At 56.3% G+C, this 12190-nt stretch carries 13 protein-coding genes; 8 read left to right on the top strand and 5 right to left on the bottom strand.

Annotated elements, in window-relative coordinates:
- The first annotated feature begins 18 nt into the window (after nt 1-18).
- From IP581_RS22430 to trmL, 5 genes are all read left to right on the top strand, one after another.
- Nucleotides 19-381 (top strand): YibL family ribosome-associated protein, encoded by a 363-nt coding sequence (locus IP581_RS22430; RefSeq protein WP_045507540.1) that lies wholly within the window; start codon nt 19-21, stop codon nt 379-381.
- A 263-nt stretch (nt 382-644) separates the two neighbouring features.
- Entirely contained in the window at nt 645-2300 is a 1656-nt protein-coding gene (gene lldP, locus IP581_RS22435; protein ID WP_097399828.1) for an L-lactate permease, read from the top strand.
- Nucleotides 2297-3073, top strand: coding sequence for a transcriptional regulator LldR (gene lldR, locus IP581_RS22440; protein ID WP_086872459.1), 777 nt, complete (start codon nt 2297-2299; stop codon nt 3071-3073). The genes lldP and lldR overlap by 4 nt, the downstream gene beginning before the upstream one ends.
- Nucleotides 3070-4257: an FMN-dependent L-lactate dehydrogenase LldD gene (gene lldD, locus IP581_RS22445; RefSeq protein WP_086872457.1), complete on the top strand. Its 1188-nt coding sequence runs from the start codon at nt 3070-3072 to the stop codon at nt 4255-4257. Before lldR ends, lldD begins: the two co-directional genes overlap by 4 nt.
- A 36-nt stretch (nt 4258-4293) precedes the next feature.
- Nucleotides 4294-4767, top strand: a complete 474-nt coding sequence (gene trmL / locus IP581_RS22450) for a tRNA (uridine(34)/cytosine(34)/5-carboxymethylaminomethyluridine(34)-2'-O)-methyltransferase TrmL (protein WP_086872455.1) — start codon at nt 4294-4296, stop codon at nt 4765-4767.
- A 243-nt stretch (nt 4768-5010) separates the two neighbouring features.
- Here trmL and cysE read toward each other — a convergent pair whose 3' ends face one another.
- The 5 genes from cysE to IP581_RS22475 form a co-directional block, all read right to left on the bottom strand.
- Nucleotides 5011-5832: a serine O-acetyltransferase gene (cysE, locus tag IP581_RS22455; protein ID WP_086872453.1), complete on the bottom strand. Its 822-nt coding sequence runs from the start codon at nt 5830-5832 to the stop codon at nt 5011-5013.
- Between the two features lie 83 nt (nt 5833-5915).
- Nucleotides 5916-6926 (bottom strand): NAD(P)H-dependent glycerol-3-phosphate dehydrogenase, encoded by a 1011-nt coding sequence (gpsA, locus tag IP581_RS22460; RefSeq protein ID WP_086872451.1) that lies wholly within the window; start codon nt 6924-6926, stop codon nt 5916-5918.
- Entirely contained in the window at nt 6926-7393 is a 468-nt protein-coding gene (gene secB, locus IP581_RS22465; RefSeq protein WP_017458193.1) for a protein-export chaperone SecB, read from the bottom strand. The genes gpsA and secB overlap by 1 nt, the downstream gene beginning before the upstream one ends.
- Nucleotides 7394-7432: 39 nt before the next feature.
- Nucleotides 7433-7684 carry a glutaredoxin 3 gene (grxC, locus tag IP581_RS22470; protein ID WP_007369517.1) on the bottom strand — a complete coding sequence of 84 codons (252 nt, stop codon included), beginning with the start codon at nt 7682-7684 and terminating at the stop codon, nt 7433-7435.
- A gap of 31 nt (nt 7685-7715) precedes the next feature.
- Nucleotides 7716-8147, bottom strand: coding sequence for a rhodanese-like domain-containing protein (locus tag IP581_RS22475; protein WP_017458191.1), 432 nt, complete (start codon nt 8145-8147; stop codon nt 7716-7718).
- Between the two features lie 246 nt (nt 8148-8393).
- Between IP581_RS22475 and gpmM the strand changes: the two genes are divergently transcribed.
- From gpmM to IP581_RS22490, 3 genes are read left to right on the top strand one after another with little or no spacing between them, the layout of a single operon-like run.
- The gene (gpmM, locus tag IP581_RS22480; RefSeq protein ID WP_193821399.1) at nt 8394-9941 is read left to right on the top strand and encodes a 2,3-bisphosphoglycerate-independent phosphoglycerate mutase; all 1548 of its coding nucleotides are present in this window, start codon (nt 8394-8396) and stop codon (nt 9939-9941) included.
- A 9-nt stretch (nt 9942-9950) separates the two neighbouring features.
- Nucleotides 9951-11216, top strand: coding sequence for a murein hydrolase activator EnvC (envC, locus tag IP581_RS22485; protein WP_017458189.1), 1266 nt, complete (start codon nt 9951-9953; stop codon nt 11214-11216).
- Nucleotides 11217-11219: 3 nt separating this feature from the next.
- Complete coding sequence (locus IP581_RS22490) at nt 11220-12149, top strand: divergent polysaccharide deacetylase family protein (protein WP_193821400.1); 930 nt, start codon at nt 11220-11222, stop codon at nt 12147-12149.
- Nucleotides 12150-12190: the final 41 nt, after the last annotated feature.

Genomic DNA, 12190 nt, shown 5'->3' on the forward strand with positions numbered 1-12190 from the left:
CCCAACGAATTGAGCCCCATGAAAGAAGTCGAAAAAAACGAAATCAAGCGTCTGAGCGACCGCCTCGACGCGATTCGCCACCAGCAGGCGGATCTCTCCTTAGTTGACGCCGCAGAAAAATACGCTGAGCTGGAAAAAGAGAAAACCACGCTGGAAAGCGAAATTGCCCGTCTGCGTGAGCAGTACACGCAAAAGCTGAGCAAAGAAGCGCAGAAACTGATGAAAATGCCGTTTCGCCGCGCCATCACCAAAAAAGAACAGGCCGATCTCGGCAAGCTGAAAAAAAGCGTCCGTGGTCTGGTGGTCGTCCACCCGATGACCGCGCTGGGCCGCGAAATGGGTCTTGATGCAATGACCGGCTTCGCTAACAGCGAGTTCTGATCCTCTCTTTAACCGCCCTGGCCGCCCAATAGCGCCAGGGTTGTTTAATTGGCCCTACCAATTCCTGTTGTTCCTCTCCCTGGCTCACAAATCCATCAAATCCCGTCACAGATATATTGCTTGCTAGCAACATCTGGATAACCATTCGTTATCACAACCCCTACACAACCCAACTGGCAGGACCACTTTTACAAAACCTGTGACGCAGAGCTAAGCGCAGACTTGCCGCTCGCCGGTTTTGGTGTGGTTCTCAGGAGACCTGCATGAATCTCTGGCAACAGAATTACGACCCGGCTGGCAACCTTTGGCTTTCCAGCTTAATTGCCTCGCTACCGATCCTGTTTTTCTTTTTTGCGCTGATAAAGCTCAAACTGAAAGGCTATGTCGCCGCCAGTTGGACTGTCGTCATCGCCCTTGGCGTGGCGCTGCTGTTTTACCATATGCCGCTCGATCACGCGCTGGCCTCGGTGGTGTATGGCTTCTTTTACGGGTTGTGGCCAATTGCGTGGATCATTATCGCCGCCGTGTTTGTCTACAAAATCTCGGTCAAAACCGGGCAGTTCGACATCATTCGCTCTTCGATTTTGTCGATTACCCCAGACCAGCGCCTGCAAATGTTGATTGTCGGTTTCTCTTTCGGCGCGTTTCTGGAAGGGGCTGCCGGCTTTGGCGCGCCGGTAGCCATTACCGCCGCGTTGCTGGTGGGCTTAGGTTTTAACCCGCTGTATGCTGCGGGCCTGTGTCTGATCGTTAACACCGCGCCGGTCGCCTTTGGCGCAATGGGTATTCCAATTCTGGTCGCCGGGCAGGTTACCGGGCTGGACAGCTTTGAAATCGGCCAGATGGTTGGCCGCCAGTTACCGTTCCTGACCATTATCGTGCTGTTCTGGATCATGGCGATTATGGATGGCTGGCGCGGCATAAAAGAGACCTGGCCGGCGGTGATTGTCGCGGGAGGCTCGTTTGCTATCGCCCAGTATCTGAGTTCCAACTTTATCGGCCCGGAACTGCCGGACATCATCTCGTCGCTGGTTTCGCTGGTCTGCCTGACGTTGTTCCTCAAGCGCTGGCGTCCGGTGCGCATCTTCCGCTTCGGCGATATGGGCGCATCGCAGGTCGATCTCGATTTGAAACGTACCCAGTACAGCGCCGGACAAGTTCTGCGCGCCTGGTCGCCGTTCCTGTTTTTAACTGCCACCGTGACGCTGTGGAGCGTGCCGCCGTTTAAGGCGCTGTTTGCGCCTGGCGGTGCGCTGTATGACTGGGTGTTCACGGTTTCTGTACCGCATCTCGACAAGCTGGTCGCGCGGATGCCGCCGGTGGTTAGCGCCGCCACGCCTTATGCTGCGGTGTATAAATTCGACTGGTTCTCCGCCACCGGCACCGCCATTCTGTTCGCCGCCATGTTGTCGATTCTCTGGCTGCGCATGAAGCCGAAGGATGCCGTCACGACGTTTACCAGCACGCTACGTGACCTGGCGCTGCCGATTTACTCGATTGGTATGGTGCTGGCGTTCGCCTTTATCTCTAACTATTCCGGGCTGTCATCCACGCTGGCGCTGGCACTGGCGCATACCGGCAGCGCCTTCCCGTTTTTCTCGCCATTTCTCGGCTGGCTGGGCGTCTTCCTGACCGGTTCTGATACTTCATCCAACGCGCTGTTTGCCGCGCTGCAAGCAACCGCCGCGCAACAGATTGGCGTGTCAGATGTGCTGATGGTCGCTGCCAATACCACGGGCGGCGTTACCGGCAAGATGATTTCACCGCAGTCGATCGCCATTGCCTGTGCGGCGGTGGGGCTGGTGGGCAAAGAGTCCGACCTGTTCCGTTTTACTGTTAAACACAGCCTGATTTTCACCTGCATGGTGGGGGTGATCACGACACTTCAGGCCTATGTACTGACCTGGATGATCCCATGAAAGTGTTACCCAGACGCCTGACAGACGAGGTTGCCGATCGTGTGCGGGCGCTGATTACTGAACAACAACTGGAAGCGGGCATGAAATTGCCCGCAGAACGCCAGCTCGCCGTACAGCTTGGCGTGTCGCGTAACTCGTTGCGTGAAGCGTTATCGAAACTGGTCAGCGAAGGCGTGCTGCTCAGCCGTCGCGGTGGCGGCACGTTTGTGCGCTGGCAGCATGATGACTGGTCGGAGCAAAACATCGTTCAGCCGCTGAAAACGCTGCTGCATGATGATCCGGATTACAGTTTCGATATTCTTGAAGCGCGCCACGCCATTGAAGCCAGCACTGCCTGGCACGCGGCGATGCGCGCTACCGAGGCCGATAAAGAGAAAATTGTGCTGTGCTTTGAAGCCACGCAATCCGATGACCCGGATCTCGCTTCGCAGGCCGATGTGCGTTTCCATCTCGCCATCGCTGAAGCCTCGCATAACGTGGTGTTATTGCAAACCATGCGCGGGTTCTTCGACCTGCTGCAATCCTCGGTGAAACAGAGCCGCCAGCGCATGTATCTCGTTCCCCCCGTTTTTTCACAACTGACCGAACAGCATCAGGCGGTGATGAACGCCATTCTTGCCGGAGACGCCGATGGCGCGCGCCAGGCGATGATGGCGCACCTCGGCTTCGTGCATACCACGATTCGCAAATTCGATGAAGATCAAGCCCGCCAGGCACGCATCACCCGCCTGCCCGACGAGCAGCACATTCACTCCAGGGAGAAAAAAGCATGATTATTTCCGCAGCCAGCGACTATCGCGCGGCGGCTAAACGCATTTTGCCGCCGTTCTTGTTTCACTATATCGATGGCGGCGCGTATGCCGAATATACCCTGCGCCGTAACGTTGAAGACCTGTCCCAGGTGGCGCTGCGCCAGCGGGTGCTGAAAGACATGTCTGAACTGAGCCTCGAAACCACGTTGTTTAACGAAAAATTATCGATGCCGGTGGCGCTTGCCCCGGTTGGATTGTGCGGTATGTATGCCCGGCGCGGTGAAGTGCAGGCAGCAGGCGCAGCGGATGCGAAAGGCATTCCGTTTACGCTCTCGACCGTTTCTGTCTGTCCGATTGAAGAGGTCGCGCCGACGATTAAGCGCCCGATGTGGTTCCAGCTATATGTGCTGCGCGATCGCGGCTTTATGCGTAATGCGCTGGAACGGGCGAAAGCCGCCGGTTGCTCAACGCTGGTATTCACCGTGGATATGCCAACACCTGGCGCGCGCTACCGCGATGCCCACTCCGGCATGAGCGGCCCGAATGCGGCGCTGCGTCGTTACCTGCAATCGGTGCTGCATCCGCAGTGGGCGTGGGATGTCGGCGTCAACGGGCGACCGCATGATCTGGGGAATATCTCCGCCTATCTCGGCAAACCGACCGGACTTGAAGATTACATTGGCTGGCTGGCGAAGAACTTTGACCCGTCGATTTCGTGGAAAGACCTGGAGTGGATCCGCGAATTCTGGGATGGCCCGATGGTGATCAAAGGGATCCTTGACCCGGAAGATGCCCGCGATGCGGTGCGCTTTGGCGCAGACGGCATTGTGGTTTCTAACCACGGCGGGCGTCAGCTTGACGGTGTGCTCTCTTCTGCCCGCGCGCTGCCAGCGATTGCCGATGCGGTGAAAGGTGATATCACCATTCTGGCCGACAGCGGCATCCGTAACGGGCTGGATGTGGTGCGCATGCTGGCGCTTGGCGCAGATTCTGTCCTGCTGGGCCGCGCTTATCTGTATGCGCTGGCAACGCATGGTCGTAAAGGCGTGGCAAACCTGCTGGATCTGATCGAGAAAGAGATGCGTGTGGCGATGACGCTGACCAGCGCGAAATCGATTCGCGACATCAGCAAAGATTCGCTGGTACAGGGGCTGAACCAGTTGCCTGCCGCGCTCGCACCGTTGGCGCATGGCGACGCCGCCTAGAGAGTGCTATTCTGCCCCCGCTATTAAGGGGGCAGTATGTTAAACATCGTTTTATTCGAACCTGAAATCCCGCCAAATACCGGGAATATCATCCGCTTGTGCGCCAATACCGGTTTTCGTCTGCATATCATTGAACCGATGGGATTCACCTGGGACGACAAGCGTCTGCGTCGCGCAGGGCTGGATTACCATGAGTTCGCCGCGGTAAAACGCCATCACGATTACGCTGCGTTTGTCGAAGCCGAACAGCCGCAACGCTTATTTGCCCTCACCACCAAAGGCACGCCAGCACACAGCGCGGTGAGCTACCAGGACGGGGATTATTTGATGTTTGGCCCGGAAACGCGCGGCCTGCCAGCGACCATCCTTGACGCGCTGCCGCCAGAGCAAAAAATCCGCATTCCGATGATGCCGGACAGCCGCAGCATGAACCTGTCGAATGCGGTGTCGGTGGTGGTGTATGAAGCCTGGCGCCAGCTCGGTTACCCGGGCGCGGTACTGCGTAGCTGAAGGGGAATTAACGGATGACGGCAACATGTTATCCGAGCTGCGGATAGCGATGCCTGTTATTACTGACGCATTTACTCTTCTGCGCTAACGGGCGAAGGCAGTTAAATACGGGCAGCGCGGAAAACTGGCGCGAACACAACATCCAGCGGGATTCTTCGCTTCGCGCCTCCTGCGGGTGTTCAACACGCTGTCGTGTTATGCGCCCTGCCCTGGTTCAGGCTGGCGGGAAAAATCGCCTGACAATTAAATCCCGTCGCCGTACTCGAACCCGTGGTTTATGCCGTTGAAGTGCTGATCCATATCCATTGACGGTTTATCGCTTTCCGGCTTACCGACAATTCGCGCCGGAACGCCTGCTGCCGTGGTATGCGGCGGCACCGGTTGCAACACCACCGAACCCGCGCCAATCTTCGCGCCGCGCCCCACTTCGATATTGCCGAGAATTTTGGCGCCAGCGCCAATCATCACCCCTTCGCGGATTTTCGGATGGCGATCGCCGCTGGTTTTGCCGGTCCCGCCGAGCGTGACCGATTGCAGAATCGACACGTCATCTTCAATAACTGCCGTTTCGCCCACCACAATGCCAGTGGCGTGGTCGAGCATTATCCCGCGGCCAATTCGCGCCGCCGGGTGAATATCCACCTGGAAACTGACCGATACCTGGTTTTGCAGGAAAATCGCCAGCGCCTCGCGCCCCTGCGTCCACAACCAGTGCCCAATGCGGTATGCCTGTAGCGCGTGGAAACCTTTCAGATAGAGCAGCGGCGTCGAGTATTTATCCACCGCCGGGTCGCGCGTGCGCACGGCCTGAATATCACAGGCGGCGGAGGCGATCATTTCCGGGTCGGCGGCATAGGCTTCTTCGACGACTTCACGAATAGCAATCGCTGGCATAATTGGCGAGGCAAGTTTGTTCGCCAGCATATAGCTCAGTGCGCTGCCGAGGTTTTCGTGCTTGAGTAATGTTGCGTGGTAAAAACTGGCCAGCATTGGCTCGCACTCCGCCAGTTCCCGGGCTTCGGCTTTGATATTTTTCCAGACCAGATCCAGTTCTTCACACGGCATTGCTTACTCCAGACGTGATAAGACGACAGGCTGGTCTGCGCCAGCCTTATCGTGAGTTCAAAAAGAGTCCCTGCGACTAAGAGTTAGTGCTCTTCCTTGCGGGCACGACCTAATAGGGTCAATGCTGCCTCGCGCGCATTTTTTCCGCAATACAATACCTGATAAATTTCCTCGGTTATTGGCATTTCGACGCCAAACCGGTGCGCCAGCGCGCGCACTTCTTTGGTATTGCGGTAACCTTCGACCACCTGGCCAATCTTCTCCTGGGCGCTTTGCACGTCCATGCCCTGGCCAAGCATCATGCCGAAGCGGCGATTACGCGACTGGTTGTCGGTACAGGTCAGCACCAAATCGCCTAAACCCGCCATGCCCATAAAGGTGGCCGGATCGGCACCGAGCGCCGCACCGAGACGCGACATTTCGGTCAGACCACGAGTGATCAGCGCCGTACGCGCATTGGCGCCAAAGCCAATACCGTCGGACATGCCAGCGCCAATCGCAATGACGTTTTTCACCGCGCCGCCCAGTTGCACGCCGATGAAATCCGGATTGCTGTAGACACGAAAACTTTTGCCGCAGTGAAGGAGCTGCTGTAAATCCTCGGCGAACTGGGGATCAGCAGAAGCGAGGGAAATCGCCGTTGGCAGACCCGCCGCCAGTTCTTTGGCAAATGTCGGGCCGGAAATCACCGCCAGCGGAATATCCGGACCTAATATCTCGCGCGCCACCTCTTCGAGCAGACGCCCGGTTTCAGCTTCAAGCCCCTTTGTCGCCCAGACAATACGCGCGTCATCACGCATAAGCGGCTTAATTTGCGCTAACACATCGCCAAAGACGTGGCTTGGCACCACCACCAGGATATTACGGCTGGCGGAAAGCGCACGGGCAAGATCGCTCTCTAATTGCAGCGTATCGGGGAAAGGCACATCGGGGAGGAACGCGGCGTTGCAACGGTCATGTTGCAGGGTCGCGATATGTTTGGGGTCATGGCCCCACAGTACAACCGGGTGGCCATTTCTTGCCAGCGTGATGGCAAGAGCGGTGCCGTAAGAGCCGGCACCGATCACAGTCATTGCAGCATTAAGTGCGTTCATCAGGCATCCTGATGTTGTTCGGCACCTTCGCCAGTCTGCTGTTGCAGGTAGTTCATGAACAGCGCATCAAAGTTCACTGGCGCAAGGTTCAGTTGCGGGAACGTACCGCGGGAAACCAGGCTGGTAATGCACTCGCGAGCATACGGGAACAGAATGTTCGGGCAGTATGCACCCAGGCAGTGTGCCATCTGCGTTCCTTCGATACCGTCGATAGAGAAGATACCGCCCTGCTGCACTTCGCACAGGAAGCCAGTTTCTTCGCCCAGAGAAGCGGTCACGGTAACGCGCAGAACCACTTCATAAACACCTTCCGCCAGCTGAGTGGAGGCCGTGTCGAGATCCAGTTTCACTTCCGGCTGCCACTCTTTCTGGAAGATATGTGGCGCATTCGGCGCTTCGAAAGAGATATCTTTCGTGTAGATACGCTGAATCTGGAAAGTCATTTCGGTGTTGTTTTGTTCAGACATGAGTGAATAACCCTTTAGTGTTGTAGTGCTCTAAAAGCATTAACGCAACAGCGGATCCAGCCCGCCACGCGCGTCCAGCGCATATAAATCGTCGCAGCCGCCAATGTGCTGCGCATCAATAAAAATCTGCGGAACCGTCGTACGGCCACTACGTTGAATCATCTCTTCGCGTTTTACCATGTCGCCATCGATCGGCAGCTCAGCAAAAGCGACGCCTTTGCTGCTCAACAGCGCTTTTGCACGGTGGCAAAACGGGCAAGTCGCTTTCGTGTAGATCTCAATATTGGCCATATCTCTTCTCCGATGTTTACCCGTAGGTAAATTATTTACCGCGAACTAACGGCAGGTTTTCGCCCATCCAGCCAGAGATGCCGTCTTTCAGCACAAAGACCTTCTCGAAACCGGCTTTCACCAGCTCGTTCGCCGGGGTCTGGGCCTGCATGCCGGTACCATCAACAACGATAATCGGCGCGCTTTTGTGTTTTTCAAGCTCACCTACATTATTGGCTTTGATCTCGTTTGGCAGCAAATTCACCGCGCCTGCGATGTGACCTTTACGGAAATCATCACGCTGGCGTAAGTCCACTACCACGGCATCTTCTTTATTAATGAGGCGCGTAGCTTCGCCGCGAGAAATCACTTTCACTTTAGACGCAATGCCCTTGAAAGTGGTAAACAGCACAGCACCGAATAACGCAATCCAGGCGATACACAGGATTGGGTTGCGGCCAATAAATTGCATAATTTCTTGCATCTGGGGTTACAACTCCGGACTTAGTGATTAAAAACCAGCAAGGAGTATACCTGCGCAGTGGGGCAAATACAGCCAGCGAGCGCGACGGAATGCATTTTCTGCGGAGTGTTACAAAAAAAATAAAGCGTCGCCGCGCAAACAAGGGGCTGGTCAGCCGCTTTCTTTGATCTTCTGCGGCTATTTTATCGATTCAGCTGTAGTAAAATTACGCAAATTTTTTTGTCTTCTGAGCATGAGGTTGTCGCAATGTCGGTTTCTAAAAAACCTATGGTACTGGTGATTCTGGATGGCTACGGCTACCGTGAAGACCAGCAGGATAACGCTATTTTCAACGCCAAAACCCCGGTAATGGACAAACTGTGGGCAACCCGCCCGCATACGCTGATTGACGCGTCAGGTCTCGAAGTCGGCCTGCCGGATCGCCAGATGGGCAACTCCGAAGTCGGCCACGTTAACCTGGGCGCTGGACGTATTGTTTACCAGGATCTGACACGCCTGGATAAAGAGATTAAAGAGCGCACTTTCTTTAGCAACCCGGTGCTGGCCGGTGCGGTAGACAAAGCGGTTGCCGCTGGCAAAGCGGTGCACATTATGGGTCTGCTCTCTGCAGGCGGCGTGCACAGCCATGAAGACCACATTCTGGCGATGGTGGAACTGGCTGCAGAACGCGGCGCGGAAAAAATCTATCTGCACGCTTTCCTTGATGGTCGCGACACACCGCCGCGCAGCGCAGAATCTTCCCTGAAAAAATTCGAAGACAAGTTTGCCGCGCTGGGTAAAGGGCGTGTTGCGAGTATCATTGGCCGCTATTTCGCCATGGATCGCGACAACCGCTGGGATCGCGTGGAACAAGCTTACAACCTGATGACCGAAGCCAAAGGCGAGTTCACCTTTGATAGCGCCGTTGCGGGTCTGCAAGCGGCTTACGCTCGCGATGAGAACGACGAATTCGTCAAAGCCACCGTCATTCGCGCCGCAGGCCAGCCTGATGCGGCAATGGAAGATGGCGACGCGCTGATTTTCATGAACTTCCGCGCCGACCGCGCACGCGAAATTACCCGTGCGTTCGTTAACGCAGATTTCGACGGTTTCGCGCGTAAGAAAATCGTTAAGCTGGGCGATTTCGTCATGCTGACCGAATATGCCGCCGACATCAAAACCGCCGTCGCCTATCCACCGGCCTCTCTGGCGAATACGCTCGGTGAGTGGATGGCAAAACACAACAAAACCCAGTTGCGTATTTCCGAAACGGAAAAATATGCCCACGTCACGTTCTTCTTTAACGGCGGCGTAGAAGAGCCGTTCCCGGGCGAAGACCGTATTCTGATCAACTCGCCGAAAGTGGCGACTTACGATCTGCAACCGGAAATGAGCTCCGCAGAGCTGACCGAGAAACTGGTGGGTGCGATCACCAGCGGTAAATACGACACCATTATTTGTAACTATCCGAATGGCGATATGGTTGGTCACACCGGCGTGTTTGAAGCCGCTGTCGCCGCTGTAGAAGCGCTGGATCATTGCGTTGCAGAGGTGAGCAAAGCGGTGGAATCCGTTGGTGGTCAGATGCTGATCACCGCCGACCACGGTAACGCCGAGCAGATGCGTGACCCGTCAACCGGTCAGGCGCACACCGCGCATACCAACCTGCCGGTGCCGCTGATCTATGTCGGCGACAAAGCGCTGAAAGCCGTTTCCGGCGGTAAACTTTCCGACATCGCGCCGACGATGCTGGCGCTGATGGGCATGGAAATCCCGCAAGAGATGACTGGTAAGCCGCTGTTCATCGTGGAATAATCGCTCCCCATGAGGGGAAAGGCGATTTTTTCAATTACATGGGTCGGGATCCGACCCTTTCTTTGCGCCAGCGCACTCAGCGCTGGCGCATTGCTGTGCGCCGTTTCCGCCCATGCGGACGATCGCGATCAGCTCAAATCTATTCAGGCCGATATCGCTGAAAAAGAGCGCGCGGTACGCCAGCAACAACAGCAACGCGCGGGCCTTCTTGCCCAGTTAAAGGCACAGGAAGAAGCCATCTCTGCCGCCACTCGCCAGTTACGGGAAACGCAAAACACCCTCGCCCAGCTCAATAAGCAGATCGCCGAGATGAACGCCTCGATTGCCAAACTGGAACGTCAGCGCACCACGCAGGAACACAACCTCGCGGCACAGCTTGATGCGGCGTTCCGTCAGGGGCCACACACCGGGATCCAACTGATTTTAAGCGGTGAAGAGAGCCAGCGCGGCCAGCGTTTGCAGGCCTACTTTGGTTATCTCAACCAGGCGCGACAGGAAACCATCGCGCAGTTGAAACAGACGCGCGAAGAGGTCGCCACGCAAAAATCCGAGCTGGAAGAGAAGCAGAGCCAGCAACAAACGCTGCTGTATGAGCAAAAAGCGCAGCAGGCCAAACTTGAACAAGCGCGCAGTGAGCGGCAGAAAACCCTTTCTGGTCTGGAATCGTCCATTCAGGAAGGTCAACAACAGCTCAGCGAAATGCGCGCCAACGAATCTCGCTTGCGCGATCGCCTCGCCCGTGCGGAAGCGGCCGCCAAAGCCCGTGCCGAACGTGAAGCCCGCGAAGCGCAAGCGGTGCGTGACCGCCAGAATGAAGCCAGCCGTAAAGGCACCACCTATAAACCTACCGAGAGCGAACGCTCGCTGATGTCCCGCACCGGCGGTTTAGGCTCGCCGTCAGGCCAGGCCGTCTGGCCGGTTCGCGGCCCGTTGCTGCACCGTTATGGCGAACAACTGCAGGGTGAGCTACGTTGGAAAGGGATTGTTATCGGCGCGTCTGAAGGCAGCGAAGTGAAAGCCATCGCAGATGGACGTGTGATCTTAGCCGACTGGCTACAAGGCTATGGTCTGGTGGTGGTGGTTGAACACGGCAAAGGCGACATGAGCCTTTACGGTTACAACCAGAGCGCGCTGGTGAGCGTAGGCACCCAGGTTCGCGCCGGTCAGCCGATAGCCCTCGTAGGGAGCAGTGGCGGTCAGGGCCGGCCTTCACTCTATTTCGAAATTCGCCGTCAGGGTCAGGCGGTCAATCCACAACCGTGGTTGGGAAGATAAGGTTTGCTTCAATTTCGTCGTATTGTTTTGACGCTCGCCAGTGTGCTGGCGTTTTCCGCTCCGGTATTCGCCGGGAAACTGGCCATCGTCATCGACGATTTCGGCTACCGTCCACAAACTGAAAACCAGGTGCTGGCCATGCCGCAGGCGATCTCCGTCGCGGTGCTGCCCAATGCAACGCATGCGCGGGAAATGGCGACCAAAGCGCACAACAGTGGGCATGAAGTGCTGATCCATCTTCCAATGGCACCGCTGAGTAAACAGCCGCTGGAAAAAGACACGCTGCGCCCGGAGATGAGCAGCGCAGAGATTGAGCGCATCATCAGCGATGCAGTGAACAACGTGCCGTATGCCGTCGGGCTGAACAACCATATGGGCAGCGCCATGACGTCAAGCCTGTTTGGCATGCAGAAAGTGATGCAGGCGCTGGAGCGTTACAACCTCTATTTCCTCGACAGCATGACTATCGGCAATAGTCAGGCGCTGCGCGCCGCTTCCGGCACCGGGGTGAAAGTCATTAAGCGCAAGGTGTTCCTCGACGATACGCAAAACGAAGGCGATATCCGCCGTCAGTTTGACCGCGCCGTACAGTTAGCGCGCCGCAACGGTTCCGCCATTGCGATTGGTCATCCACATCCCGCTACCGTTCGCGTGTTACAGCAAACGCTCTCAAGCCTGCCTGCCGATATTACGCTGGTGCGCCCAAGCGACCTGCTCAATGAACCGCAGACAGATACCTCAACGCCCAACGCCACGCCACCAGGTGGCACTGTTCAGCCACCGCGTAATCCGTTCCGCGGCGTAAAAGTGTGCAAAGCGAAGCATAAACCGGAACCGGTATATGCCAGCCGCTTCTTTAGCGTAATCGGTGAAAGTGTTGGCGAGAGTACGCTGGTGCGTTATATGCAGAATCAGTGGCAAGGGTGGAAGTAATAAAAAACCATAAAAATAGTATGTTATGGTTGACAAAAAAA

It is taken from the genome of Kosakonia pseudosacchari, assembly GCF_015167415.1.
GTDB lineage: Bacteria > Pseudomonadota > Gammaproteobacteria > Enterobacterales > Enterobacteriaceae > Kosakonia > Kosakonia pseudosacchari.

What these genes read in the sequence shown, in the direction of transcription:
- gpmM (WP_193821399.1), top strand. Translation starts at nt 8,394, where the DNA reads ATGTCGGTTTCTAAAAAACCTATGGTACTGGTGATTCTGGATGGCTAC.
- IP581_RS22475 (WP_017458191.1), bottom strand. Translation starts at nt 8,147, where the DNA reads ATGCAAGAAATTATGCAATTTATTGGCCGCAACCCAATCCTGTGTATC.
- lldD (WP_086872457.1), top strand. Translation starts at nt 3,070, where the DNA reads ATGATTATTTCCGCAGCCAGCGACTATCGCGCGGCGGCTAAACGCATT.
- cysE (WP_086872453.1), bottom strand. Translation starts at nt 5,832, where the DNA reads ATGCCGTGTGAAGAACTGGATCTGGTCTGGAAAAATATCAAAGCCGAA.
- secB (WP_017458193.1), bottom strand. Translation starts at nt 7,393, where the DNA reads ATGTCTGAACAAAACAACACCGAAATGACTTTCCAGATTCAGCGTATC.
- lldP (WP_097399828.1), top strand. Translation starts at nt 645, where the DNA reads ATGAATCTCTGGCAACAGAATTACGACCCGGCTGGCAACCTTTGGCTT.
- trmL (WP_086872455.1), top strand. Translation starts at nt 4,294, where the DNA reads ATGTTAAACATCGTTTTATTCGAACCTGAAATCCCGCCAAATACCGGG.
- gpsA (WP_086872451.1), bottom strand. Translation starts at nt 6,926, where the DNA reads ATGAACGCACTTAATGCTGCAATGACTGTGATCGGTGCCGGCTCTTAC.
- IP581_RS22430 (WP_045507540.1), top strand. Translation starts at nt 19, where the DNA reads ATGAAAGAAGTCGAAAAAAACGAAATCAAGCGTCTGAGCGACCGCCTC.
- grxC (WP_007369517.1), bottom strand. Translation starts at nt 7,684, where the DNA reads ATGGCCAATATTGAGATCTACACGAAAGCGACTTGCCCGTTTTGCCAC.
- lldR (WP_086872459.1), top strand. Translation starts at nt 2,297, where the DNA reads ATGAAAGTGTTACCCAGACGCCTGACAGACGAGGTTGCCGATCGTGTG.
- envC (WP_017458189.1), top strand. Translation starts at nt 9,951, where the DNA reads ATGAGGGGAAAGGCGATTTTTTCAATTACATGGGTCGGGATCCGACCC.